Below are 24,849 nucleotides of genomic sequence, written 5' to 3'. Positions count from 1 at the left end.
TGGGCATCATGCAGGCATCACCTCAGGAGGAACAACAATGAAAAGCCTCGTCGATCATCTCAGTCAATACGCGGCTTATCACCGCGACCCGCGCAACATCGCCAGCCATTTCATCGGTATCCCGCTGATTTTCGTCGCCGTCGCCGTGCTGCTGTCACGCCCAGGCTGGCCAGTGGGCGCGGTCCTGGTGTCGCCGGCGCTGCTGGTCGCGGCGGCCAGTGCCTGGTTCTATCTGCGCCTGGAGTTGCGCCTGGGACTGCTGATGACGGCGCTGCTGGCCCTGGCAGTTTGGCTGGGCCAGATACTCGCCGCACAAAGCACCTCGGTATGGCTGGGCAGTGGCCTGGGCATGTTCGTGGTGGGCTGGGCGATCCAGTTCGTCGGCCACTATTACGAAGGCCGCAAGCCGGCGTTCGTCGACGACCTCACAGGGTTGATTGTCGGGCCGCTGTTTGTGGTGGTGGAGGCGGGTTTTCTGCTGGGGCTTCGCGGCGAACTGAAGCGGGCCATCGAAGAGCGCGTCGGGCCGGTGGCGTTGCGCAGCCAGCGTTCGGCGGCCTGAGAACAACGTAATACCCGCCGCCCCCTCTGTGGGAGGAAGGCTTGCCCGCGAAGGCATCACCTCGGTCTATCCGCTACACCGAGGTGTTTGCATCGCGGGCAAGCCTTGCTCCCACAAGCGTTAGGTTTTACCGCTCCAGTTACAGCGCACCGAACTCGACCCGTATCGTCAGCGCGCCGGTGTTGTCTTTCAAGCCAGACCCGTACTGCCCGGTCAGGTCATCGTTGATGCACAGTTGCAGTTCCCCTTGCTGATCGCCCGGAACCTGCCCCAGATCACCCACCAGGAACGGCTTGCCAGCATTGCCCACGCGCCCGATCAAGGCACCTTCGGCGGCACCGGGCAAGGCATAGCTGCTGTAATCGATGTGCCTGGAACCGCCCTTTCCATCGACATTGCCGCCCTGCGGACTGGCACACCATAGCCCACTGACGTAGCGAACCAGGCGCGGCACCAACCCGTTGACCTGCACACCGGTGCCCTGCCAGGCGATGTTGGATTGAACCTGCATCGTCACCGCCTTCAGGTCGTTGGCCACGGTGTCCCCGGCCTGGAACGACAGCGCCGCAATCGTCAGGCTCGGGTTCGAGGTACCGGTGCTGGGAAAGACGCCATCGCCCACCAGGAACAGGTTCTTGTGGTCCCAACTGCGCTGGTACTTGTCCACCACCGACTTGGCCGGATCATCGCCCATGCGATAGGTGCCCATCAGGTGCCCGGCGCCCTGGAAGCTGTAATCCTCGTCTTTGTATCTGAATGTCCCTCCCCCAATGGGTACCGTCAGTTCCACGGCACCGAGCAGGTCCTTGATGATGTGGCTCGCCAATATCTTCGCCTGCCTGAAACCTTCCTTGGTGTAGTCGGACAGGTCGTAGTGGATTTCCGGCCGAAGAATGCCAAGCCCATCCGTGTAGTTATCCGTCGAAGGCACGATGTAGCTGTTGGCCTGGTCGGGATGCTCCTCCACCTGCTCCACCAAAAATCCGATCCGGAACTGACGGATGAACAGATCGTTGAGCTTTTGAATCAGTGCCGTGCCGTAAAGCGCTTCAGTGGGCGGCGGCGGTGTCTCCTTCGAGGGCAATGGGTTGCTGCAGCTTTTGTTCTTCCCGTCGATAAAATCGGCCACGGTGACGTAAGGATCGCCCACCGGCCAGTTCCAGCCCTCGTTGCCGATTTCGATGCGCCACGCCGCGCGCTGGCTACGAAAATCGCCGTCACGCAGGCTCTCGATGCCCGCCGTGGACACCGGGCCACGGTACGGGAACACCGTCTTGCCTTCCGGCATCAGCCCCCACGCCAGGTATATCGGATGGTCGGACAAACTGCGTCCCACCTGCCCGCTGCTATTGGCCACACCTTTGGGCCAGGCCGGGGTCTTGGAGTTGAGCAGCAATTTAGGGGTTTCAATGGCATGGGCGGCGATCACGTAACGCTGCCCGATGGCCACGCCGGTGCCCGTCTGCGGTCCCTCGCCCAGCTGATACTGAATGAATTGGACGCCATTGATGTGCTTGTCAGGGCCCACGGTCACTTTGCTGGCCACGGTCCGGTACAGCACCCGGACCTTGCCGGTGGCCAGGGCCTTGTTCAGGGTCACGGTGGCGTCGTACTTGGCCTGGATCGGGCAGATCGGCGTGCAGTTGGTATTGCCGGCACACACCCGGCGCCCGGCGTAGGGCTGGGAATTGCGCCCGGCCGGCGTCGGGCTGACCACCAGCGGCAAACCGTCAAACGTCTTCCCGGTCACGGCGGTGACAAAACTGCCATCGACCAACGACAACGGAATGCTGTGCATCGGGAATGAATAGCCCTCGGGAAAGGTCATGCCCAGATAGGCCTGGTCGGCGACATTGGCCGATACCCCAATTTCCGCCTCGGCCCGGCAATAGGCGCTTTGCAGATCGTCGTAACCGATCGGCCAGTCCACCCCGACGTTGTACTTGCTCTTGAGGCGAAAATCGTTCGGCACCATGCGCAGGCACGTCCCGACCCAATGCCAGGTCGTGCCGCCGCCCACCCGTTCATAGGTGCTATTGAAGGGCAGCGGGCCTTTTTGTACCAAGTAGCTCAATTGCGGCTTGTCCTTGAGAAGGATCAGGTCGGCGATGGTCGCCCGAGGCGCATTTTCCTTGCTCGGATCGCGTGGCGTATCCAGGGTCGAGACCGGCGGATAGGGCGATTCCGGGGTTTTCAGAGTGGCCGTGTAGAAGCGTTCCAAGTATTGCGCACGGTTGGCCGGGACCTCCGGCCCCGATTCGAGTATCAGCACGTCCACGCCCGCCATGCCCAACTGATAAGCGATGATGCTGCCGGCCAGCCCCGCGCCAACGATGATCACCTCTGCTTGTTCGGTACTCATGACGAGGCTCCTTGTGCGTTGGCAGGCACGCCGGTGTAGTCCTCAAGGCTGGGCGGCGTCGTGTTCCAATAGCCGAAAAACATCTCGCTGTAGCCCATGGGATGGGCCTGGGCGATTTTCCAGGCCCAGCTCTGGATGTAGGCCTGGTCGGACACCACCGTCGAGTCGGTCGATTTGTAGCTGCCGGTGGCATAGGGCTGATACCAGACCCCCAGCAACCAGAGCTTCATGATCGAACGCGCGGCTTGGGCCGCTTGCGTGACGGCTGGGCGCGATCCGTCCATCAGCACCGCCTTGGCGATCTGGTCGGGGGACATATGGTCGGCCACCAGCGTGGCGTACTGGGTCAGCAATGTATTGAGCACAGCCGGGGTGATGCGCGGGGTGATGAACGCGAGAAAGATCGGTGGCAAACCCACCTGGTCGATCGCCGGTGCCAGCCGATCGGTGGGAATGCCGGTCAGGGCCGATGACAGGCCTACGAAATTGTCCAGATCACTGCTCATGGTTGACTCCTTGTCCGCCAGTGGACTGTGCGCGTTCGAGCAAATAGGTGAAATCCGCGAAGCTGGTACGCGGTGACTCGGTGACATGGGTGGCCGCGTTGCCGTGACAGGCCATGCAACTGGAGGACGCCTGGGGCACGGTGCCCTGGATGTAGGTTTCCAGCGTGGCGTTGGCCAGGAACAATGGCGCGGGACTGCCCAACGGGTTGGCTGCCGATACCTGGCAGTTCTTGGGCGGGTCTGACGGCCACTGGGTACTGATCAGTTGATAGTTGGCCCAGACGCTCTGCGGGTTGGCCGTGCGCAACAGCGCTTGATAGGTGGTATTCAGGGTCTTGGTGGCGTCAGTCAGCGGCACTTCGCGCACGATTTGCGAGGGCGTCGCCTTGACGGCCGGGTTCCATGGCCGTGGCGGCGGCTGGTTGATAGCGCTTTTGCTGGCTGCGTTGTAGAACAGATAGGGTCCGGTCCGCTGGGCAACAGGCGTGGTTTTTTCCGGCACGTTTTTCACATGCTCGAAGGTTGACCAGACCCATTGCGCCGCGCTGGTGGTCTTATGGACCATGTGCAGCCCCACCAACCCGACCGGCTCGGACACGCACGACTCCGCGACAATCGGCCCATGGCTCGGGTCGTTGTTCCCCGGGGTGTAGACCAGCGCATCGACGGTATGAAAATCCTGGCGGTTGTCGTTGGGGCCCAGCACTTTCCACGACGCCTTCACCATCACCGCACCGACCTGCTGGGTGTCGGTGGAACCACAGCTGAAGGCGACGGCGTTCTTCGCATTGGCGGCGAAAAACGTCTGCTGCCCTTCGATGCTGTACAGGCCGTTGTCGACGATCCCGTTGAACATCGATTGGTTGACCACGATTTCGTTGCGCGTATAGGTGCCGTTCTGGTCCACCAGCGGGCCGCTCTCGAAGGGCTGGATAAATTCATCCAGCACATCGGGCACCTTGCCCATTTGCTGCAACAGGCGGCCGGGCTTGAGCGACTTGCACGCTTCAGGCAGGGTCGCCGGGGCATTCCAGGGCAGCGGGGCCTGGCCCTTGGCCCGGAAAATCTGGTAGCTCTCTTTCCAGCTTTCCCAAACCGTGGCGCCATCCTGCTTGCCGATGGGGGTGCCGGCATTGGGAGCGCCGTTATCCAGCGCGGGCCAGTTCAGGGCAATGAAGGTCTGCCACGACAGCTCATCGAAATTGGCTTGCAGGCTGACCAGTGAAACGGGGTTGGTCACCGTGACATCGAAGGGTATCTGGGGGGACAACGAGGGGGCGGCGCTGGTGGCCGGAGCCAGCAAGACGCCTAACAATGCACAGCCAAACGGGCCATACCGACTGACTTCCACGCTCATGTTTTCTCTCCTTGGCATCAGGGCACCAGGAGAGATAACACCGGTCCGTCATGGACTCTCACTTGCCTCCTGGCCTGTCAGAGTCTAGGTAGGGTTTGGGCGGGGAAAAGGCGTTGGCGTAGAACCAATCGAAGCAAGGTTGGGTGGGGTTATTCAGATTCGGTTCGGGGTGTCAGTGAGGGCGCCATCGCGAGCAAGCTCGCTCCCACAATGGATCTGCGCCGTTCACAAATCCCCTGTGGGAGCGAGCTTGCTCGCGATGCTTTTTGCTTTTAAAGGTTGGCGACTTTCTGCCAGACCTTGGGCTTGAAGAACAGCGTCTCGCCCTTCGCCAGGCCCACCAGGCTATCGTGGTCCTTCACCACCTCGGCTTCGATCAGCTCGCTCTGGCCTTCCACCTTCAGGGTCACCCGAGTGGTGGCGCCCAATGGACGAATGTCGCGCACTTGGGCGGCGTGGTGGTCTTCCAGTTCCGAGCGCGACAGCGAAACTTCGTGAGGGCGGAACAGCACATGCCGGTCTTCACCCAAGTGCAGGCGGTTCGAGTCGCCGAGGAAGTGATAGACGAAATCGCTGGCCGGGTTTTCGTAGACGTCGCCGGGCGAGCCGATCTGCTCGATCACGCCTTTGTTCATCACCACGATCCGGTCGGCGACTTCCATGGCCTCTTCCTGGTCGTGAGTCACGAACACGGAAGTCAGGTTGATGTCCTCGTGCAGCCGCGCCAGCCAGCGGCGCAGTTCCTTGCGGACCTTGGCGTCAAGGGCGCCGAACGGTTCGTCCAGCAACAACACCTTGGGCTCCACCGCCAGGGCACGGGCCAGGGCGATACGCTGGCGCTGGCCGCCGGACAACTGCTCCGGGTAGCGGTCGGCGAGCCAGTCCAGTTGCACCATGTTCAACAGCTCATGGACCTTGGTCGCGATCTGGCTTTCGTTCGGGCGCTGATTCTTGGGCTTCATGCGCAAGCCGAAGGCGACGTTGTCGAACACCGTCATGTGGCGGAACAAGGCGTAGTGCTGGAACACGAAACCGACGTTGCGATCACGCACGTCGTGGCCGGACACGTCCTCGCCGTGGAACACGATGCTGCCTTGGTCCGGGGTTTCGAGGCCGGCGATGATCCGCAGCAGAGTGGTCTTGCCGCAGCCCGACGGGCCCAGCAGCGCCACCAGCTCGCCGCTCTGGATATCCAGGCTGATCTCGTCCAGGGCCCTGAACGCGTTGAAATTCTTGCTGACGTTACGGACTTCGATCGACATGACTTATTCCTCCGCGGCGCTGGCGCGCAGGCGGTTGATTCGGTTTTCGCTCCACTGCTTGAGCAGCAGGATCAAGAGCGCCAGGATCAGCAACAGGCTCGCCACGGCGAACGCGGCCACGTGGTTGTATTCGTTGTAGAGGATCTCGACGTGCAGCGGCAGGGTGTTGGTCACCCCGCGAATGTGCCCCGACACCACCGACACCGCGCCGAACTCGCCCATCGCCCGGGCGGTACACAGCACCACGCCATAGATCAGCCCCCACTTGATGTTCGGTACGGTGATATGCCAGAACATCTGCCAGCCGTTGGCGCCCAGCAGGCGCGCGGCCTCTTCTTCCTGGGTGCCCTGCTCCTGCATCAGCGGGATCAGCTCACGGGCCACGAATGGCACGGTGACGAAAATCGTCGCCAGTACGATGCCGGGCAGCGCGAAGACGATCTGGATGTCGTGATCCGACAGCCACGGCCCGAACAAGCCCTGGGCGCCGAACATCAGCACATAGACCAGGCCGGCGATCACTGGCGACACCGAGAACGGCAGGTCGATCAGCGTCACCAGCATGCTCTTGCCACGGAATGAATACTTGCTCACGCACCACGCGGCACTGACGCCGAACACCAGGTTCAGCGGCACCGAGATCAGCACGGCAATCACCGTGAGTTTCAACGCTGACAGCGCGTCGGGCTCAAAGATCGCCGTGAAAAAAGCCCCCAGCCCGAGCTTCAGGCCCTGGGACACCACGATGAACAGCGGCAACAGCAAAAATAGCGCAAAGATCAGCCAGCCAAGACCGATCAGCACGCGCCGCGACGTCGCACTGCCGCGGCGAGCGGCGTTGGTGGAGGCTGCGGTAATAGACGATTGGGACATGTTCGCGCCTCCTTATGGGGTTTCGATGCGCCGCTGCAACAGGTTGATCAGCAGCAACAGGACGAAGGAAACCACCAGCATCAGCACGCCGATGGAAGTGGCGCCGGTGTAGTCGTATTGGTCGAGCTTGACCATGATCAGCAGCGGCAGGATCTCGGTTTTCATCGGCATGTTGCCGGCGATGAAAATCACCGAACCGTACTCGCCCACGCCACGGGCAAAGGCCAGGGCGAAGCCGGTCAACCAGGCCGGCAACAACGCCGGCACGAGGATGTGGCGGAACACCTGCCACGGCTTGGCGCCCAGGCAAGCGGCGGCTTCTTCGACTTCACGGGGAATATCGGCCAGCACCGGCTGCACCGTGCGCACCACGAACGGCAGCGTCACGAAGGTCAGCGCCAGGGTGATGCCCAGTGGCGTATAAGCGATCTTGAAGCCCAGGTCAGTGGCGAACTGGCCGACCAGTCCGGTCGGCGCATACAACGCCGTCAGGGCAATACCGGCCACGGCGGTGGGCAAGGCGAACGGCAGGTCGATCATCGCATCGATGATCTTGCGACCGGGGAAGGTGTAGCGCACCAGCACCCAGGCCAGCAGCGTGCCGATCACGCCGTTGATGATGGCGGCGTACAGTGCGGTGCCGAAACTGAGTTTCAAGGCCGCCAGCACCCGCGGCGCCGAAATGATCGCCCAGAACTGTTCCCAGGTGAGTTGGGCGGCATGCACGAACATCGCCGCCAGGGGTATGAGCACAATCAGACTGAGGTACACCAGGGTGTAGCCCAGCGTCAGCCCGAAGCCGGGTATGACGGGGGATATGCGACGCGACATAGAAGTCCTTGGTTGACTGTGGGAGCGAGCTTGCTCGCGATGGCGGCGGATCAGCCAACATAGTTGTCGACTGGCATGGCCCTATCGCGAGCAAGCTCGCTCCCACAGGTTGTGTGGCTGACCGACTGCTAGGAAACCCCAGCTTACTGCGCCTGATAGATCTGGTCGAACACGCCGCCATCGTTGAAGAATTTCGGCTGGGCAGTTTTCCAGCCGCCGAAGTCCTTGTCGATGCTCACCAGCTCCACCTTTGGAAATTGCCGGGCGTACTTGGCGGCCACGTCCTTGTCACGCGGGCGATAGTAGTTTTTCGCAGCGATTTCCTGGCCGGCCGGGCTGTACAGGTGCTTGAGGTAGGCCTCAGCGATCTCCAGGTTGCCCTTTTTCTCGGCGTTCTTGTCCACCACCGCCACGGGCGGTTCGGCGAGGATCGACAGCGACGGCACGACGATGTCGAACTTGTCGGCGCCGCCGTCTTCCTTCAGCGCCAGGAAGGCTTCGTTTTCCCAGGCCAGCAACACGTCGCCCTGCCCGTTGTTGACGAAGGTAATGGTCGAGCCACGGGCGCCGGTGTCGAGGATCGGCACATGCTTGAACAGCGCTTGCACGTATTCCTTGGCCTTGGCTTCGTCCCCCCCGTTGGCCTTCAGGCCATAGGCCCAGGCGGCGAGGAAGTTCCAGCGCGCACCTCCGGAAGTCTTCGGGTTCGGGGTGATGACCGATACGTCATTCTTGATCAGGTCGCCCCAATCCTTGATGCCCTTGGGGTTGCCCTTGCGCACCAGGAACACGATGGTCGAGGTATAAGGCGTGCTGGCCTCCGGCAGGCGTGTTTGCCAGTCCGCTGGCAGGGACTTGCCCAGCTTGGCGATTTCATCGATGTCGCCAGCCAGGGCCAGGGTCACCACGTCGGCCCGCAGACCATCGATCACCGCCCGGCCTTGCTTGCCCGAACCACCATGGGACTGCTGGATCTTCACGTTGTCGTCCGGGTGCGCCTTCTTCCAGAAGCTGGCGAATTCGGCGTTGTAATCCTGATAAAGCTCACGGGTCGGGTCGTAGGACACATTGAGCAACTCGTAATCCTTGGCGACGGCGGAACCGGCAAAAACAGCACTGGCCAAGGCGGCCAGGGCATAACGACGAATGGACGACATGGTGAAAGCTCCTGGAATTCTGGTTTTTATGGCTTAGAAATCGTTGTGGCCGTGAAACGATCGCAGCCTTCGGCAGCTCCTACGCCAAGCCCCCCTGTAGGAGCTGCCGAAGGCTGCGATCTTTTGGCTTTTTCAAGACGGCTTATGGCTCGGCTGCTGCAAGCGGAATTTTTCCTTGCGTTCGATCTGAACCACTTGCGCGTTGTGCACGGTGATTTCCACTGCCCCAAAGCGCAGATCGCGCAACGCGCTCTGGATCTCACGCAAGATGGTGGCTTCGTCCTGTCCGTCAACGCTACGTAGAGATGCGCTCATGCTGCTGCTCCTTTGAATGAATGCCTGGCAGTGGGCGGCACTGCTTGCGGCGTGGGAGCAATACTAGATAAGTGCGAATATTCTTAAAAAGACTATTTAAGAATTTTTATATAACCAAAATCACATAAAGTGGCTGACGTCCTACGGCAGGGAGGATTGGGGGCTTTTCCCTGCCAAACCCTCGGAGATTTCCTTCAAGACGCCGGGGTGTTCATGAACTAGGCACCACGGTTATGCGTCGCTAACCTTTTGGTTCGTCATCGAAAAAAACGGTGACGCGGACGTGCAAGTCCGGTGGAGACACAATTGTCATGGCTATTGATCGGGCATTTTTCTATGCTCGCGAATCGTTATGGCAGCTGTGCATGGGAGACCTTCGGGTCTGCCGGATACTCCACCGGTCTTGCACACCTATGTATAGCTGCCACCTCTTTCGAATGTGCAAGCGAAACGGTGTTGGCTCCTAAACCATGGAGTTCAACAATGCCTAAATCTTCAACTGATTCACCGCAAAACAATCACAAATCCCGCGTCGAAATCCTCGAAGAAAAAAAGCTCGAAGACGCCGCCACCCGCGCCCTCGACTACTACCTCAACCCCAAGCCCGCCTCACCGCCCGAACCCGACAAAAACCAACTCTTCATCGTCTCCCCCCACATCGACACCGAAACCCTGCTGGCCAACGCCTCCGAAGACCTGCTGTCCATCAGCACCATCGCCGCCGACCTGGCTGACGACGTCGACGACTCACGCCGCTGCGTCGCCCTGGCGATCAGTCGCATGGCCGATGGGGTGCAGTTGTTGGTCGAGCGGGCGTTGGATCATTTGGAAACCAAGGAGGCGGTGGCGCCCGGCGCCAAGATGTAGAGCTTTGCATTGATGCAGGCTGAACCGGCGCCATCGCGAGCAAGCTCGCTCCCACAGGGTTCTGTGTCGAACCGAATCTCCAGTTCAACGCCAATCCATTGTGGGAGCGAGCCTGCTCGCGATAGCGATGCATCAGTCCCTATCCGTGCCAACTGAACCGACGCCATCGCGAGCAAGCTCGCTCCCACAGGGTTCTGTGTCGAACCGAATCTGCAGTTCAACGCCAATCCATTGTGGGAGCGAGCCTGCTCGCGATAGCGATGCATCAGTCCCTATCCGTGCCAACTGAACCGACGCCATCGCGAGCAAGCTCGCTCCCACAGGGTTCTGTGTCGAACCGAATCTGCAGTTCAACGCCAATCCATTGTGGGAGCGAGCCTGCTCGCGAAGCGGTGTATCAGTCCCTATCAATGCCAACTGAGCCGACGCCATCGCGAGCAGGCTCGCTCCCACAATTGGATCGGGGTACAGGCCGGCTGTAAGGCCGCCTCGCGAGCAAGCTTTGCTCCCACAGATCTGACAGGTGTACGACCGAAAGAACCAGGTCGGCTCTAAGGCCGCCTCGCGGAGGACGTTGATCTCGGCGCCCCGTTAACCACGCTGGCCGAACGCAGGTATTGCGCAGTGGGCATCCCGGCATGGATGCCGGGATAGCCGCGCTGGGCCATGGATGGCCCTTCGCGGCGGGCCCACGGAGCAATGCCGGAGTGAGGGCACACCGAGCCTAGGCGAGGTGCCGAGTGGTGGGGCATGAGCGCTTTGGTTACTTTCGCGCTTTTCGAAAGTGACCCGCCGTCAGGGCGGAACCATAAGCCGCCGTTACCGCAACAATGGATATGTACTCGGCCAACATCCCTGCCACGGATGATCAAGCAATAACCGGCGCCCGCCCCCAATCCAACTGCCCCGCCGCCACGGGCCGGCCAAACCAGTAGCCCTGCCCCAGCTCACAAGCCTGTTCCAGCAGGAACGCCGCCTGCTCACGCTGCTCGATGCCCTCGGCGTGCACTTGCATGCCCATGCTCCGAGCCAGGGCGATGATCACCCGGACGATCGCCGCGTCGTCCTCGTCCCACGGCAAGCCGGCGACAAAGCCCTGGTCAATCTTGAGCTTCTGCACCGGCAGGCGCTTGAGGCGCAGCAGCGACGAATAACCCGTGCCGAAATCATCGATGGCCAGGCGCACGCCCAGCTCCCGCAGGCGATGCATCTGCTCCAGCGCCACCTCCGGGTCTTCCATCACTGCGCTTTCCGTCACTTCCAGTTCCAGGCAGGCCGGATCCAGGCCCGTGTCGTGCAACACCTGGGCGACCTGGTCATACAACTCACGACGAGCAAACAACCGACTCGATACGTTGACGGCGACAAACGACAGCGCCACGCCGGCCTGCTGCCACTGGCACATCTGGCGGCAGGCCTGGTCCATGACCCAGGCATCGACCTGGGCAATCAGGCCAGTACGCTCAGCGATGGGAATGAACTCGGCCGGCGACACCAACCCTCGCGTGGGATGCTCCCAGCGCACCAACGCCTCGACGCCGATCAGCCGGCTGGTCGCCAGGTCGTGTACCGGCTGGTAGTGAACACGCAGCTCCTGCTGTTGCAGCGCGCGCCGCAGTTCGAAGGCAATCTCGACCCGTTGCTGAGCGTGGGCGGTGAGTTCCTCGGTGTACAGGGCGTAGCCGTCGCGTCCGGCGCTCTTGGCCTTGAACAACGCCGAATCGGCATTGCGCAGCAGCTGCCCGGCGCTCAGGGCATCGCCGGGAAACAGGCTGATGCCGATGCTGGCATTGATGAACAATGCATGATCACCGAGCCAGAGGGGCTCTTTCAACGCATCGAGGATACGCCGGGCCAACGCCGCTGCCTGACCTGGCTGCGAGCAGTTTTCCACCAGCACCGCAAATTCGTCACCTCCCAGCCGGGCCAGGGTCACGCCCGGCGCAAAAAGCCCGCAGAACCGCTCGGCCACGCCCTTGAGCAATTCATCGCCCACGTTGTGACCCAGGCTGTCATTGATGTTCTTGAAGTGATCCAGGTCCAGCAGCAACAGGGCACAGCCACGCTTGTACAATTGCGCAGACGCCAGGGCCTGCTCGGTGCGATCAGAAAACAGCAGGCGGTTGGGCAAGCCTGTCAGCGGGTCGTGATGTGCCAGGTAGGCCAGTTCGTGCTCGGAGTCCTTGATGGCGCTGATGTCCGAAAACACCGCGACATAATGGCTGACCTCGCCGCTGTCGTCGCGAATGACGCGGATCGTCTGCCATTGCGGGTAGATCTCACCACTTTTACGTCGGTTCCAGATCTCGCCGCTCCACTCGCCCAGGCTGCTCAGGGAGGCAAACATATCGCGATAGAACTCCGGCCCATGGCGACCGGACTTGAACAGGTTGGGACGCTGGCCCAGGACCGCGTGCTCCTCATAACCGGTGATCGCCATGAAGGCCCGGTTCACGTGCACGATCAGGCCGTTGCGGTCCGTCACCAACACCCCTTCGCGGGTGCAATCGAAGACCGCGGCCGCCTGGCGCAGGCGCTCGCGATCGTCGCCCTGCTCATCCTTGGTGAAAAATCGTGAGATTCGCGCCCGCGCCAGGAAGATCAAGCCGGCGCTGAGCAGGACCCAGGCATAACCGTTGATCAGCAGCCAGCGTTGCCTGTCAGCGAATTGATCGAAGAAACTGCTCAATAAATAACCAATCAGCTGCAGCCAGACAACTGACAACACGAGGTAAAGCAGCGCTACGCGCATGGCACTGCGTTGATAGGCAGGCATTCGGCCATCCATGTCCCTACAGAGAGGTAGGGATTATAGAGGAAGAAACATCCAGCCACTCTTATCTGAAAGGCCGACTGGTTTTATCTGTAGGGCTGGTGATAATGCAACGGCAGTTTCTATCTTTATCGAGGGCCCTACAGCCTATGTGGTACGAAGGTTTTCTTGGCTTGTCGGCCTGGTCACTGGTGGCAGTCACCCTGCTGATGACCCACGTCACGATCATTGCCGTCACGGTCTACCTGCACCGTTATTCGGCGCACCGCTCCCTGGAGCTCAACGCCGGCCTCAAGCATTTCTTCCGTTTCTGGCTGTGGCTGACCACAGCGCAGAACACCCGCGAATGGACCGCCATCCACCGCAAGCACCACGCCAAGTGCGAAACCGTCGACGACCCCCACAGCCCGGTCATAAAAGGTTTGTCCACCGTGCTGCGCAAAGGCGCCGAGTTGTATCGCGCCGAAGCGGAAAACCCGGAAACCCTGCGCATCTACGGCAAGAACTGCCCTGAAGACTGGATCGAGCGCAACCTCTACAGCCGCTTCCCGCTGCTGGGCGTGGCGATCATGGGCGTCATCGACCTGCTGCTGTTCGGCACCATCGGCATCACTATCTGGGCCATCCAGATGATGTGGATCCCCGTCTGGGCCGCCGGCGTGGTCAACGGCCTGGGCCACGCCGTGGGCTACCGCAACTTCGAATGCCGCGACGCGGCGACCAACCTGGTGCCCTGGGGCATCCTGATCGGTGGCGAAGAACTGCACAACAACCACCACACCTACCCCAACTCGGCCAAGCTGTCGGTACGCAAATGGGAGTTCGACCTGGGCTGGGCCTGGATCAGGGTGTTCAGTTTCCTGCGCCTGGCCAAGGTCCAGCGGGTTGCGCCGATCGCTCACCGGGTCGCAGGCAAGGGCCACCTGGACATGGACACGGCCATGGCGATTCTCAACAACCGTTTCCAGATCATGGCGCAGTACCGCCGGCTGGTGATCGCGCCGCTGGTCAAGCAGGAATTGGAAAAGGTCGATCACTCGGTGCGGCACCAGTTTCACCGGGCCAAACGCTTGCTGTCGCGGGAAACCAGCCTGCTGGACGACCGGCACCACGTGCGCATCCAGACCATGCTTGAACACAGCCAGGCGCTGAAGGTGATCTATGAGAAACGCCTGGCCTTGCAGCAGATCTGGGTCAAGACCAGCAGCAACGGCCACGACATGCTCGCCGCCATCAAGGAATGGGTCCACGAGGCCGAGGCCAGCGGCATCCAGTCCCTGCGCGAGTTTGCCGACCAACTCAAGACCTATTCGCTACGGCCTGCCACGGCCTGACCAGGCAACGCCTGTGGGGAAGGGCTTTTTTGTGGCGAGGGAGCTTGCTCCCGCTGGGCTGCGCAGCAGCCCTTCTTTTCTTGTGAGCGCTTCGCGCTCAAGCGGGAGCAAGCTCCCTCGCCACAGATTCAGCACTTGGCACCTGACTCGCTAAATCCCCCGCCCTTCGTCGCCTGGAAAGGAACTTCGCCCCAAATCCCCTATCTCAAAGAGCACTTCGCCATCCAGGCGGGCTTTGGAGAAAGCGCGTGCGAACCAACAGCAGTGCATGCTCTTTGAGATTTGTGCCGATGGTCGACAAGAACCTACAGGATTACTCCCTACCTCAATGGCCCGAGGCAGCCCAGACGCTCATGGCGCTGATGCATGCCCAGGGCGAAGTGGCGCGCCTGAGCGAACGTGAGCAGCTGTTCAGCTCGTTGCTGGTCAGCGTCAATGCCGTGCTGTGGGCCTTCAACTGGGAAACCCGGCAGGTGCTGTATGTCAGCCCCGCCTACGAGCGGATCTTCGGCCGCCCGGCAGGCCTGGTCCTGGCTGACTTCAACGAATGGCGCGACGCAATCTACCCCGACGACCTGGAGTACGCCGAGCGCAGCCTGGCCGAGGTATTGGTCAAAGGCGCCGTCGAAGACCGTGAATACCGCATCATCGCCGGCAACGGCCAGATCCGCTGGCTGAGCGACAAATGCTTCATCAACCGCAAGGCCGAGCCAGGGCAACCGGTGATTGTGGTGGGCATTGCCGAAGACATCACCGAAAAGAAGCTGCTGGAAAGCGAACTGCAGCGCCTGGCGACCACCGACGTGCTGACCCAGAGCAGCAATCGCCGGCATTTCTTCGAATGCGCCCACCGTGAGTTCGAGCAGGCACGGCTACAAGAGATGCCCATGGCGTTCCTGTTGCTGGACATCGATGACTTCAAGGTGATCAATGACACCTACGGCCATCAGGAAGGCGATACCGTGTTACAGAGAATCGCCGAAAGTGGGCGGTCCGTGCTCCGTCGCGGCGACCTGTTCGGGCGGATCGGTGGCGAAGAGTTCGCCGCAGTATTCCCCGGCTGCGCCCCCGACATGGCATTGCAAGTGGCCGAGCGGTTGCAACGGGAAATCCAGCGCCTGATGTTCCGCTGCGGTGAACAGAGCTTCGGCATTACCGTCAGCCAGGGCCTGACCAGCATCACCGCCGACGACCAGAGCCTCGACAGCCTGTTCGCCCGTGCCGACGCAGCCATGTACGAAGCCAAGCGCAAGGGGAAGAACCGCATCATTGCGGCTTGACGCAATCGCAGAGAATCCAAAGGCATCACTTACCCTGTGGGAGCGAGCTTGCTCGCGATGAGGCCCTGACATTCAATGCCGAGGCGACAGTCATGCCGCCATCGCGAGCAAGCTCGCTCCCACAGGGGTGGGCGACGGCTTTATTTACGGCGCAACCGCGTCAACTCCGGCAAGCCGATCTTCAGCAACCGCGCCGTGCGGCCACGGGCCAGTTCTTCAAGGCCTTCATGCGCGGGCAGGTGCGCCATCTGCGCCGCCATGTTCATCACCAAGGCTTCTCGCGAATACACCCCGCCCCCAGGCTATAGACCGCCGCAATCAACTCCCGCAGTTCCAACGGCAGACGCCAGCGGGCACGTAACGCCGAGCCGAAACTGGCGCCGAACATGTCCAGCGAGTCGCCGACTTCCTCTGGCTCGTCGAGCTCGCCGCCGGCCTGTTTCCACTCTTCCAGGCAGCGCAACAACGCCAGGTCGCCCAAGCGATGCAATAATCCGGCGCAATAACAGCGCTCCGGCTCCAGGTCCAGCAACCGCGCCATCGTCCGGGCGTATTCGGCCGTGTGCAGCGACAGCTCCCAGTAACGCTCGGCGTAGTCCGCCAGGCACGGAACGCTGAGCCGGGCGCAGCGCTTGAGGGTCAGGCCGAGGATCAGGTTCATGCTTTGCCCGGTGCCGAGCTGGTGCAGCGCCTGGGCCACGGTCTGTACCGGGCCACCGCCCTGATGCTGGGCAGCGCCGTTGGCTGCAGCGATCAGCACCGCGGTGATCTGCGGGTCGGTGCGGATTTCTTCTTCGAGCAGCTTCAGGTCAAGGCCGCCGGGGTTGAGGCTGCGCTTGATCGCCACATGCACATCGGCCATCAAGGGCGCGCCCTCGGACAGGTCACGCCGACGTTCCAGGAAGGTCGGCAAGGTCAGGCCCGGCCCAGGGATCGGCGCCTCGTTGGAGGTTTCTTCACCGCCGCCCACTAACAACCCCTGCAAACGCTGGGTCAGGTTCTCCCGGTTCAGGGGCTTGGTCAAATAGGCAGTCGGCGCCAGCGGCAAGACCTCGCGCACGCTGGCGCTGTCGTTGCGCCGACTCATCAGGATGAACGGCAACGGCGGGCTGCGATGCTGCTGGCGAAGGCCACGCAAGATCGCCAAGCCATCGACTCCCGGCAGCTCCCAATCGGCGATCACCAGGTCATAGGGCTGGCTCGCCAGCAAATCCAGCGCCTGCCGGCCCTCCTCGCACGTGTCCACCCGGGCATCACAGCGCACACCCGACAACACCTGTTCGAGCAGCTCACGGGCCGCCGGATCGGCCTCGGCGATCAACACACGGGGTACAGCAGGTAAATCCACAGCAGTCATGCAGCATTGCTCCCTTGCCATACTTGCACCTTAGACGCTGGCGACCGTTCCAGACAGCTCAAAATCCAGCTAGCGGGCTCGCGGACATGAAAAAACCCGCCAACAGGCGGGTTTTTGTGGATCAGCGCACAACCCGGGCTCAGAGCTCGGAGAAGCACTCTTCGATGATCGCCAGGCCTTTATCCATTTGCTCGTCCGGCGCAGTCAGCGGCACCAGCACCCGCAGAACGTTGCCGTAGGTGCCGCAGGACAGCAGGATCAGACCCTTGTCGCGCGCCTTGGCCACGACCTGAGCTACCGCCGCGGCATTGGGCTTGTGGGAGTCGCCGTTTTCGAACAGCTCCACGGCGATCATCGCGCCCAGGGCACGCACTTCACCGATCACCGGATACTTCTTCTGGATAGCCTTGAGGCCGGTCACCAGACGTTCGCCCACGGCCTTGCAGCGATCGAGCAGGTGTTCTTCTTCGAACACTTCCATCACCGCCAGTGCCGCCGCACAGGCGATCGGGCTACCGGCATAGGTGCCGCCCAGGCCACCCGGCGCGATAGCATCCATGTACTCGGCCTTGCCGCACACACCGGCCAACGGGAAGCCGCCGGCAATGGATTTGGCGAAGGTGGTCAGGTCGGCGGCAACGCCCATCTGCTCCATGGCGAAGAAGGTGCCGGTACGACCGGCGCCGGTCTGTACTTCGTCAGCGATCAGCAGGATGCCGTGCTGGTCGCACAGGGCGCGCAGGCGCTGCATGAATGCCTTGGGCGCTACGTAGAAACCACCCTCGCCCTGCACCGGCTCGATGATGATTGCCGCGATGTCACGCGGCTCGGCGTCGTTCTTGAAGATGCGCTCGATGCTGGCGATGGAATCGTCGATGCTCACGCCGTGCAGTTCGTTCGGGTACAACGCGCGGAAGATACCGCCGGGCATCAAGCCCATGCCGGCCGAGTACGGCACGACTTTACCGGTCAGGCCCAAGGTCATCATGGTGCGACCGTGGTAAGCGCCGGTGAAGGCAATCACACCAGCACGGCCCGTGGCGGCGCGGGCGATTTTCACGGCGTTTTCCACCGCTTCCGAACCGGTGGTCACCAGCAGGGTTTTCTTGGCGAAATCACCCGGCACCTTGGCGTTGATTTTTTCGCACAGTTCCACGTACGGCTCATAGGCCAGGACCTGGAAGCAGGTGTGGGTCAGCTTGTTCAACTGTGCGGTCACGGCGGCGATGATTTTCGGGTGCACGTGGCCGGTGTTCAGTACGGCGATGCCGCCGGCGAAGTCGATGAATTCACGCCCCTCGACGTCGGTTACCGTGGCGTTCTTCGCCGATTCGGCGAAGATCGGGTGAATCTGGCCGACGCCACGGGGAACAGCGGCGGTACGGCGGGCCATCAAGTCAGCGTTAGTCTTGCTCATTAAAGTCCTCATTCGCCGCTCATCGGTCGGCGTGGTCCAAGGAGTACATGGCGGGGAGGCAACTGCGACAGCATGCGATGATCGACTGCCACAGCGTTCCGGCCACAAGAAACAGAACGGGTGAAACATGCAAAGGGACAGCGCTCTCGTGCCCTTTGCGCTTGAAGCCGATCAGATACCCAGGCAGAGGTATTTGATTTCCAGGTAATCCTCGATGCCGTACTTGGAGCCTTCACGGCCCAGGCCCGAAGCCTTGATGCCGCCGAATGGCGCGACTTCGTTGGAAATCAACCCGGTGTTGACGCCGACCATGCCGTATTCCAGGGCCTCGGCCACACGGAACACACGGCCCAGGTCGCGGGCATAGAAATACGAGGCCAGGCCGAACTCGGTGTCGTTGGACATCGCGATCACTTCAGCTTCGTCTTTGAAACGGAACAGCGGCGCCAGCGGGCCGAAGGTTTCTTCCTTCGCCACGGCCGCGTTTTTCGGTACGTTGGTCAGAATGGTCGGCTCGAAGAAGTTGCCTTCCATCGCCTTGCCGCCCGTCAGCACGGTCGCGCCCTTGCTGACAGCATCGGCGATATGTTCCTGCACCTTGGCGACCGCTTTGCCATCGATCAAGGGACCGGTGGTGGTGCCATCGTCCAGACCGTTGCCGATCTTGAGCTTGGCGACCGCTGCCTTGAGTTTTTCGGCAAACGCGTCGTACACCGAATCCTGGATGTACAGACGGTTGGCGCAGACGCAGGTCTGGCCGTTGTTGCGGTATTTGGAAATGATCGCGCCTTCGACGGCCTTATCCAGGTCCGCGTCGTCGAACACGATGAACGGCGCGTTGCCGCCCAGTTCCAGGGAAACTTTCTTGATGTCCTTCGCACATTCGGCCATCAACTGGCGACCGATCTCGGTCGAGCCGGTGAAGGACAGCTTACGCACGATCGGGTTGCTGGTCAGCTCGCCACCAATGTCGCCGGCGCTGCCGGTAACGACGCTCAACACGCCTTGCGGGATGCCGGCACGGTGCGCCAGTTCCACCAGGGCCAGGGCCGAGAACGGAGTTTGCGAAGCTGGCTTGATGACCATGGTGCAACCGGCAGCCAGGGCCGGGCCAGCCTTGCGGGTGATCATCGCGGCCGGGAAGTTCCACGGGGTAATGGCCGCGGTCACGCCGATCGGCTGCTTGATCACGATCAGGCGCTTGTCGGGCTGGTGGCCGGGAATCACGTCACCGTAGATGCGCTTGGCTTCTTCGGCGAACCATTCGATGAACGAGGCGGCGTAGACGATTTCGCCCTTGGCTTCGGCCAGGGGCTTGCCTTGTTCCAGGGTCATCAGGCGACCGAGGTCGTCCTGGTTTTCGATCAGCAATTCGTACCAGCGGCGCAGCTTGTTGGCGCGCTCCTTGGCGGTCAGCGCACGCCAGGCCGGCAGTGCCTTGTCGGCGGCTTCAATCGCCCGACGGGTTTCGGCAGCGCCCATCTTCGGCACGGTGCCCAGCACTTCGCCCGTCGCCGGGTTGGTGACCTTGATTGTCTGACCATTGTCCGCATCGACCCAAGCGCCATCGATAAAGGCTTGCTGGCGGAACAACTGGGTGTCTTTAAGCTGCATGTCGGCTTTCCTTAACAGCACCGCGCACGCGCGGAGCGAATTAGATTTGTAGAAAGGCGCCTCAAGGGCTGCCGTCAGGGAAATCATTCACCGGGCTGAAGCACAGAAATAACGCACATAAGCACAGACGTGCGGTTCAGCACCCAGACAAGAGCGTTTGAAATCTCAAACGAATCCTAGGGCCGATAGGGGTGAAGGACAATAGGCTGTTCGAAAAAAAGAACGAAAAAGCCGAATTTGCCCGCTTTTTCTGATCAGCGTAGCCAAGAGCCGCAGAACCGCATGAAAACGCAGGCGATTCAGTAGCATGGACGCCCGCCACGCATATGAGTATCATGGCGCCCGCGTTGCACCAGTAGCTCAGCTGGATAGAGTACTGCCCTCCGAAGGCAGGGGTCGTGGGTTCGAATCCCGCCTGGTGCACCATCTTCAGAATCAAAAGCCCCAGGTCGCAAGGCCTGGGGCTTTTTTGTGGGCGCTCACTCAACGCTTTTGCAACGCCTCCAACCGCGCCGGCAGGTCTTCCTTGGGAAAACGCTCGTGCAACGCCAGTAACTTCTCATCAGCGGCCTTGCCCTCACCCGCTTCGCGCAACCGCAGGATTTCCATCAGGCTTTGCTCCAGCGATGGCAAGGCTGCCGGCGCGGATTTGCTCATTTTCGCCGCAGGCTTTTGCGCCAAGGATTGCATCGGGCTTACCGGGTCACGGGTCAGTTCGCCCTGGAGCTCCATGCGGGTGATCGGGGCTGGGGCGGGCATGGCCGGCGGCGGTGCCGCGGCAACGGCGGGTGCTTGCCGATCGGCGGAAAACTCCATCGAGGCGGGTGAGGACAGCTCGTCATGGGGCACGGGCGAACGCAGCACCAGGCCGATCATCAGCGCCACACCGGCGACCGTGGCGAATGCCATTTGCCAACGCGGCCGTTGGCAGGCTTGCAGCCAGCGCGACCACAGGCCTGGCGTCGGCGTCGGGGCTTCACGGCGGGCGGTGGCCAGGATGAAGGCGTCCAGGGAGGCCGGCGGCTCGGCACTGGCGTGTTGGCGAAAATGCTCGATCAGCATTTCGTCGTCGGGATCCGGAGTGTGTTTGGAATCAATCATGCAGGTACCTCCTCGGCCAGCAGTCGCTGCAATTTCTGCTGGGCGTAACGCAAGCGGCTTTTGACCGTTTCCAGCGGAGCGCCGGTCAAGGCGGCGATCTGCGGCAGCTCCAGGTCGCCGTGCAGGCGCAGCAGGAAGACCTCCCGCTGATCCTCGGGCAAGGCCTGCAACGCGGCGTCGAGACGGGCCTGATCGCGGCTCAAGCTCAACTGTTGCTCAGGGCTGCCGGTGTCGTCGGGCTGGACGTGAAGCTGCTCGTCGTAACTGTCATGCAACGGGGTGTGGACCCCGTGTTTGCGCCAGTTATCGATCAAGCGGTTGCGGGCAATCTGGAACAGCCAGGTACGAAAACTCGCCCGGCCTTGTGGCTGGGTGGTGCTGCGAATCAGGCTGAGCCAAGTCTCCTGGAAAACCTCCTCGGCCAATTCGGCTTTGTTGCTCAAGGACACCAGGAAACGGTAAAGCCCTTGCCGATGGCGCGCGTAGAGGACTTCAAAAGAAGCCCCGTCGCCGTTGCGGTAGCGGGCCAGCAGCGATTCGTCGCTGGGAGAATCAAGCGCAGCGGGCATGTAGGTGACGAACTCCTTTCCGGTCATTGCACACAGTCTGGCAGACAACAAGGGAACCTTGTGTGCGAGCTTGCTCGCGATAGCGGTGGACCGGTCATGCTCATCATTGACTGATCCGACGCCATCGCGAGCAAGCTCGCTCCTACATTCTGATCCCCGCTGTGGCCAGGATCAGCGTTTGGGCGCAGGCTCGAGGCTCTGGGCAAGCTCCACCAACTGCACAAACTCGCCGCGCAAGCCAAACGGGTCGTCACCTCGGGCCGAGCGGGCCAATTGTGCAGTGTCCTTCAAGCTCATCGTTCCAGTGTAACGCCCATCCCCCTTGAGCTGCTGGGCGAAGGCCGCCACGGCGGCGGAGAAACGCAGGTCATCGCTAGGCTTGTCGTCGTTCTGCACGCCCGCAATGGGATGCTCGATCAATCGGCTGCTACCGCCCTCAGCGGGTTTGTAGCGTACGCGCAACATCGCCAATTCGCCTGATTTACCCTCCGACTGGGGCGTGCTGGCATAACGCAGCGGCTCCAACCAGCCCGGCTGGCCCTTGGGGACAATTTCATACAAGGCCGTCACCGTATGCCCGGCACCGATCTCACCCGCATCGACCTTGTCGTTGTTGAAATCCTCACGCTTGAGTGCGCGGTTCTCATACCCCAACAGGCGATATTCGCTGACTTGGGCGGGGTTGAACTCCACCTGCAACTTCACATCCCGCGCCACCACCGCCAGGGTTGAGCTGAGCTGGTCCACCAACACCTTGCGCGCTTCGAGCAGGTTGTCGATGTAGGCATAGTTACCGTCACCCGCATCGGCCAATTGCTCCATCAGGTGTTCATTGTAGTTATCCACACCGAAGCCCAGCGTCGTCAGGGAGACGCCGCTTTTACGCTGATCCACCGCCATCTGCTTGAGACTGTCGAAATCACTGACGCCGACGTTGAAGTCGCCATCGGTGGCCAGCAGGATGCGGTTGATGCCCTTGTCGATAAAGCTTTCCCGAGCCATTTGATAGGCCAGTTCGATACCCGACGCCCCTGCGGTTGAACCACCGGCATCGAGTTGGTCGATGGCGTTGCGGATTTTCACCTTGTCGCGCCCCGAGGTGGGCTTGAGCACCACCCGGGATTCACCGGCATAGACCACCAGGGACACCCGATCCTGATCGCGCAATTGGTCCACCAGCAGTTTCAGCGTGCTCTTGACCAGCGGCAGCCCTTCGCGACGGTCCATGGAACCGGATACGTCCACCAGGAATACCAGGTTGGCCGGCGCCAGATCCGCCACGGCACGGTCGCTGGCCTTGATGCCGATGCGCAGCAAGCGGGTGTGGGGGTTCCACGGCGATGGGGCCACCTCGGTGGTCACGCCAAAGGGCGAACCGTCGGTGGGCAGGGCGTAGTGGTAAGGAAAGTAGTTGACCATTTCCTCCAGTCGCACGGCCCCTTCGGGCGGCAGGCTGCCTTGATTGAGCAAACGGCGCACATTGGCATAGCTGCCGGTGTCGACATCCACGCTGAAGGTCGAGACCGGCGTTTCGGCAACGCTGTGGATCGGGTTATCCGGCAGTTTTTCGTACTGCTCACGCGATTCGTCGCGGTAACCTGCGGCGATGGCATCGCTCGCCACGCTCGGGGCGGGCATCGATGCCGGCTTCATGAGCATGCGCTTGACCGTCGACTGGCGCACTTCGGTGAGCTCGCCTTGCGGTACGACGCTGGGCGCCACGGCCACCGGTTCGGACGGCCTGGCAGCCTCTCGGGAAGACAACCCACAACCGGCCAACGCCACCAGCAAAGTCACGGCGAAGCCCTGGGCAGCAGGACGCATAAAGGGGAGTGGACGGGACATGGACTGAACCTCGTGAGTGAATGATTCGTACACAAGCTCAGACGCAACGCACTCACGGTTCGGGTTAACCGGTTGAAATTATTTTCCGGCGGCTGACAGGCCTCGCCATTTTCCTCTCCAGCCCCTTGATACCGTTCTGGTTTTCCCTCAAGTTACCGGCCCCCAAGTCGAGACACTAAAGTGCCATCAACCCTATAAGGACATTCCGTGTTCAAAACACTTCTCAAGGCCACTGCCCTCATCGCCACCCTGTCGATGACCGGCTGCGTGTCCTACACCGTCACCGGCCCAGTGGGCGCTCCGCAACACCCGGCTCCCGTCAGCAGCCCGCGTATCGCACAAATCGCCGATGTCGCCGTGACTGCCCCCGATGTCAACGATGCCACGCGCACGGCCATCAGCCGCTCGCTCACGGCCCAGCTCAATCAGTACGTGCAAACCGGCGGCTACTTCAAGCAGGTCACCGAATACCCGACACGCCTGGGCGAGAACGATGTGTTGCTCAAGTTCAACATGACGTCCCTCAAAGGTCATCGCGCCCCGCACCCGGGCTACTTCCCTGGCGCGTTGCTGACGCTGACGGTCTGGATCTGGGTTAACGGCCCTATCTATGTCGACAGTTTCGACGTCGCCGGCAATCTGGTGATCGTCGACCGCGACGGCAAGGAACTGGCTGCGGCCAAGGAAGAGGTCAAGCTGGAGCGCAATGTTGGCCTGTATGGCCGCGAATATTGGGCGCCAACCATGGGTGCCCAGCAAATGAACCAGTTGGTCGCACAGCTGCTGGACACCGCCACCGCACGCCTGGCCAAACAATAAGGAGCAACACATGATGGGTTTCATCAAACACAGCCTGGTGCTGGCCGCCGTCCTGCTGACCGGCTGCGTGTCCTACTCGCAACACGAATTACCTGACGTGAAGACCTGGCCACCGGCCGCCGCCACGCCCGCCGCCAAACCCAGCGCCTTCCTGCGCACCACCGCGCAGAACCAGGTCAACAGCGGCCCGGCCGTGGCCGCTTCGGGCGCCCAGGCCACCGCATGGGAAACGTCCGTGGCCGAGACGTTCCGCGATTCCGGGCGCTTCGCGCGGGTCAGCACCGACAAGGTCGAGTCGGACATCTACGCCGAAGCCACCTTGAGCAACAACGAACAGTTCAGCATGGCCTCGGCCATCATCACCGGCGCGACATTTTTCGTGATCCCCTCCACGGCCGAGAACACCTTTACCCTCGAAACGGTGTTCAAGGACAAGGACGGCAAGGAACTGGGGCGCGTGCAGAAGAGTGAGTCGGTGCGAACCTGGATGCATCTGGTACTGATTTTTGGCATTCCGTTCCAGCAGGACACCCGTGACGTGGTGCAAGCCCTGACGCGCAGCACGTTGGAAGAGGCTGTACAGCGGCGGTTGCTGTAACTGCCCCGCCAGTCGAAGTCATTGTGGCGAGGGCGCTTGCTCCCGCTGGG

20 protein-coding genes, 1 tRNA gene and 1 pseudogene are annotated in these 24,849 nt (G+C 61.6%); 7 read left to right on the top strand and 15 right to left on the bottom strand.

Annotation, left to right across the window (positions count from 1 at the left end):
* Positions 1–37 precede the first annotated feature (37 nt).
* The gene (locus tag KI237_RS01260; protein WP_212798458.1) at positions 38–562 is read left to right on the top strand and encodes an Mpo1 family 2-hydroxy fatty acid dioxygenase; all 525 of its coding nucleotides are present in this window, start codon (positions 38–40) and stop codon (positions 560–562) included.
* Positions 563–701: 139 nt separating this feature from the next.
* Here the strand turns inward: KI237_RS01260 and KI237_RS01255 are convergent, their stop codons facing one another.
* From KI237_RS01255 to oscA, 8 genes are all read right to left on the bottom strand, one after another.
* Positions 702–2,924 (bottom strand): GMC oxidoreductase, encoded by a 2,223-nt coding sequence (locus KI237_RS01255; protein ID WP_212798457.1) that lies wholly within the window; start codon positions 2,922–2,924, stop codon positions 702–704.
* Positions 2,921–3,430, bottom strand: a complete 510-nt coding sequence (locus KI237_RS01250) for a sorbitol dehydrogenase (protein ID WP_212798456.1) — start codon at positions 3,428–3,430, stop codon at positions 2,921–2,923. The genes KI237_RS01255 and KI237_RS01250 overlap by 4 nt, the downstream gene beginning before the upstream one ends.
* Positions 3,420–4,787, bottom strand: coding sequence for a cytochrome C (locus KI237_RS01245; protein WP_212798455.1), 1,368 nt, complete (start codon positions 4,785–4,787; stop codon positions 3,420–3,422). Before KI237_RS01245 ends, KI237_RS01250 begins: the two co-directional genes overlap by 11 nt.
* 272 nt (positions 4,788–5,059) lie before the next feature.
* The gene (locus KI237_RS01240; protein WP_212798454.1) at positions 5,060–6,049 is read right to left on the bottom strand and encodes a sulfate/molybdate ABC transporter ATP-binding protein; all 990 of its coding nucleotides are present in this window, start codon (positions 6,047–6,049) and stop codon (positions 5,060–5,062) included.
* A gap of 3 nt (positions 6,050–6,052) precedes the next feature.
* Complete coding sequence (gene cysW, locus KI237_RS01235) at positions 6,053–6,922, bottom strand: sulfate ABC transporter permease subunit CysW (RefSeq protein WP_212798453.1); 870 nt, start codon at positions 6,920–6,922, stop codon at positions 6,053–6,055.
* 12 nt (positions 6,923–6,934) lie between these two features.
* Positions 6,935–7,753: a sulfate ABC transporter permease subunit CysT gene (cysT, locus tag KI237_RS01230; protein WP_013692011.1), complete on the bottom strand. Its 819-nt coding sequence runs from the start codon at positions 7,751–7,753 to the stop codon at positions 6,935–6,937.
* Positions 7,754–7,896: 143 nt separating this feature from the next.
* Complete coding sequence (locus KI237_RS01225) at positions 7,897–8,910, bottom strand: sulfate ABC transporter substrate-binding protein (protein ID WP_212798452.1); 1,014 nt, start codon at positions 8,908–8,910, stop codon at positions 7,897–7,899.
* A gap of 132 nt (positions 8,911–9,042) precedes the next feature.
* Positions 9,043–9,225, bottom strand: a complete 183-nt coding sequence (gene oscA / locus KI237_RS01220) for a sulfur starvation response protein OscA (protein ID WP_003186967.1) — start codon at positions 9,223–9,225, stop codon at positions 9,043–9,045.
* Between the two features lie 483 nt (positions 9,226–9,708).
* Between oscA and KI237_RS01215 the strand changes: the two genes are divergently transcribed.
* Positions 9,709–10,092, top strand: a complete 384-nt coding sequence (locus KI237_RS01215; RefSeq protein WP_212798451.1) for a DUF6124 family protein — start codon at positions 9,709–9,711, stop codon at positions 10,090–10,092.
* A gap of 868 nt (positions 10,093–10,960) precedes the next feature.
* Here the strand turns inward: KI237_RS01215 and dibA are convergent.
* A complete protein-coding gene (gene dibA, locus KI237_RS01210) occupies positions 10,961–12,868 on the bottom strand; it encodes a phosphodiesterase DibA (protein WP_212798450.1) in 1,908 nt (635 codons plus the stop codon).
* 146 nt (positions 12,869–13,014) lie between these two features.
* Here dibA and desA point away from each other — a divergent pair, with 146 nt between their 5' ends.
* Positions 13,015–14,199, top strand: a complete 1,185-nt coding sequence (gene desA / locus KI237_RS01205; protein ID WP_212798449.1) for a delta-9 fatty acid desaturase DesA — start codon at positions 13,015–13,017, stop codon at positions 14,197–14,199.
* A 290-nt stretch (positions 14,200–14,489) separates the two neighbouring features.
* Positions 14,490–15,479 (top strand): GGDEF domain-containing protein, encoded by a 990-nt coding sequence (locus KI237_RS01200; protein WP_212798448.1) that lies wholly within the window; start codon positions 14,490–14,492, stop codon positions 15,477–15,479.
* Between the two features lie 140 nt (positions 15,480–15,619).
* Here KI237_RS01200 and KI237_RS30695 read toward each other — a convergent pair.
* The 3 genes and pseudogenes from KI237_RS30695 to gabD form a co-directional block, all read right to left on the bottom strand.
* A pseudogene (locus KI237_RS30695) lies at positions 15,620–16,836 on the bottom strand (HDOD domain-containing protein).
* Between the two features lie 139 nt (positions 16,837–16,975).
* Positions 16,976–18,253: a 4-aminobutyrate--2-oxoglutarate transaminase gene (gene gabT / locus KI237_RS01190; RefSeq protein WP_212798447.1), complete on the bottom strand. Its 1,278-nt coding sequence runs from the start codon at positions 18,251–18,253 to the stop codon at positions 16,976–16,978.
* A 171-nt stretch (positions 18,254–18,424) separates the two neighbouring features.
* Positions 18,425–19,867, bottom strand: coding sequence for an NADP-dependent succinate-semialdehyde dehydrogenase (gabD, locus tag KI237_RS01185; RefSeq protein ID WP_212798446.1), 1,443 nt, complete (start codon positions 19,865–19,867; stop codon positions 18,425–18,427).
* 349 nt (positions 19,868–20,216) lie between these two features.
* Between gabD and KI237_RS01180 the strand changes: the two genes are divergently transcribed.
* Positions 20,217–20,293, top strand: a tRNA-Arg gene (locus KI237_RS01180).
* A gap of 57 nt (positions 20,294–20,350) precedes the next feature.
* On the opposite strand, the gene KI237_RS01175 is transcribed toward KI237_RS01180, so the two are convergent.
* The 3 genes from KI237_RS01175 to KI237_RS01165 all read right to left on the bottom strand — a co-directional run bounded on the left by KI237_RS01175 (position 20,351) and on the right by KI237_RS01165 (position 23,382).
* On the bottom strand, positions 20,351–20,968 hold the full coding sequence (locus KI237_RS01175; protein ID WP_212798445.1) for a hypothetical protein: 618 nt from the start codon (positions 20,966–20,968) through the stop codon (positions 20,351–20,353).
* Positions 20,965–21,537 carry an RNA polymerase sigma factor gene (locus KI237_RS01170; RefSeq protein ID WP_212798444.1) on the bottom strand — a complete coding sequence of 191 codons (573 nt, stop codon included), beginning with the start codon at positions 21,535–21,537 and terminating at the stop codon, positions 20,965–20,967. Before KI237_RS01170 ends, KI237_RS01175 begins: the two co-directional genes overlap by 4 nt.
* Before the next feature lie 171 nt (positions 21,538–21,708).
* A complete protein-coding gene (locus KI237_RS01165; RefSeq protein WP_212798443.1) occupies positions 21,709–23,382 on the bottom strand; it encodes a vWA domain-containing protein in 1,674 nt (557 codons plus the stop codon).
* Positions 23,383–23,589: 207 nt separating this feature from the next.
* On the opposite strand from KI237_RS01165, the gene KI237_RS01160 reads away from it, so the two are divergent.
* Together KI237_RS01160 and KI237_RS01155 are read left to right on the top strand one after the other, a co-directional pair.
* Positions 23,590–24,201: a hypothetical protein gene (locus KI237_RS01160; RefSeq protein ID WP_134922325.1), complete on the top strand. Its 612-nt coding sequence runs from the start codon at positions 23,590–23,592 to the stop codon at positions 24,199–24,201.
* A gap of 10 nt (positions 24,202–24,211) precedes the next feature.
* Positions 24,212–24,799, top strand: a complete 588-nt coding sequence (locus tag KI237_RS01155; RefSeq protein WP_134922324.1) for a hypothetical protein — start codon at positions 24,212–24,214, stop codon at positions 24,797–24,799.
* Positions 24,800–24,849 lie beyond the last annotated feature (50 nt).

It is taken from the genome of Pseudomonas sp. St316 (assembly GCF_018325905.1).
GTDB lineage: Bacteria > Pseudomonadota > Gammaproteobacteria > Pseudomonadales > Pseudomonadaceae > Aquipseudomonas.
The sequence above is the reverse complement of the archived record's forward strand: the minus strand, read 5'-3'. Positions and strand labels throughout refer to the sequence as shown.

What these genes read in the sequence shown, in the direction of transcription:
- KI237_RS01260 (WP_212798458.1), top strand. Translation starts at nt 38, where the DNA reads ATGAAAAGCCTCGTCGATCATCTCAGTCAATACGCGGCTTATCACCGC.
- KI237_RS01255 (WP_212798457.1), bottom strand. Translation starts at nt 2,924, where the DNA reads ATGAGTACCGAACAAGCAGAGGTGATCATCGTTGGCGCGGGGCTGGCC.
- KI237_RS01250 (WP_212798456.1), bottom strand. Translation starts at nt 3,430, where the DNA reads ATGAGCAGTGATCTGGACAATTTCGTAGGCCTGTCATCGGCCCTGACC.
- KI237_RS01245 (WP_212798455.1), bottom strand. Translation starts at nt 4,787, where the DNA reads ATGAGCGTGGAAGTCAGTCGGTATGGCCCGTTTGGCTGTGCATTGTTA.
- KI237_RS01240 (WP_212798454.1), bottom strand. Translation starts at nt 6,049, where the DNA reads ATGTCGATCGAAGTCCGTAACGTCAGCAAGAATTTCAACGCGTTCAGG.
- cysW (WP_212798453.1), bottom strand. Translation starts at nt 6,922, where the DNA reads ATGTCCCAATCGTCTATTACCGCAGCCTCCACCAACGCCGCTCGCCGC.
- cysT (WP_013692011.1), bottom strand. Translation starts at nt 7,753, where the DNA reads ATGTCGCGTCGCATATCCCCCGTCATACCCGGCTTCGGGCTGACGCTG.
- KI237_RS01225 (WP_212798452.1), bottom strand. Translation starts at nt 8,910, where the DNA reads ATGTCGTCCATTCGTCGTTATGCCCTGGCCGCCTTGGCCAGTGCTGTT.
- oscA (WP_003186967.1), bottom strand. Translation starts at nt 9,225, where the DNA reads ATGAGCGCATCTCTACGTAGCGTTGACGGACAGGACGAAGCCACCATC.
- KI237_RS01215 (WP_212798451.1), top strand. Translation starts at nt 9,709, where the DNA reads ATGCCTAAATCTTCAACTGATTCACCGCAAAACAATCACAAATCCCGC.
- dibA (WP_212798450.1), bottom strand. Translation starts at nt 12,868, where the DNA reads ATGCCTGCCTATCAACGCAGTGCCATGCGCGTAGCGCTGCTTTACCTC.
- desA (WP_212798449.1), top strand. Translation starts at nt 13,015, where the DNA reads ATGTGGTACGAAGGTTTTCTTGGCTTGTCGGCCTGGTCACTGGTGGCA.
- KI237_RS01200 (WP_212798448.1), top strand. Translation starts at nt 14,490, where the DNA reads ATGGTCGACAAGAACCTACAGGATTACTCCCTACCTCAATGGCCCGAG.
- gabT (WP_212798447.1), bottom strand. Translation starts at nt 18,253, where the DNA reads ATGAGCAAGACTAACGCTGACTTGATGGCCCGCCGTACCGCCGCTGTT.
- gabD (WP_212798446.1), bottom strand. Translation starts at nt 19,867, where the DNA reads ATGCAGCTTAAAGACACCCAGTTGTTCCGCCAGCAAGCCTTTATCGAT.
- KI237_RS01175 (WP_212798445.1), bottom strand. Translation starts at nt 20,968, where the DNA reads ATGATTGATTCCAAACACACTCCGGATCCCGACGACGAAATGCTGATC.
- KI237_RS01170 (WP_212798444.1), bottom strand. Translation starts at nt 21,537, where the DNA reads ATGCCCGCTGCGCTTGATTCTCCCAGCGACGAATCGCTGCTGGCCCGC.
- KI237_RS01165 (WP_212798443.1), bottom strand. Translation starts at nt 23,382, where the DNA reads ATGTCCCGTCCACTCCCCTTTATGCGTCCTGCTGCCCAGGGCTTCGCC.
- KI237_RS01155 (WP_134922324.1), top strand. Translation starts at nt 24,212, where the DNA reads ATGATGGGTTTCATCAAACACAGCCTGGTGCTGGCCGCCGTCCTGCTG.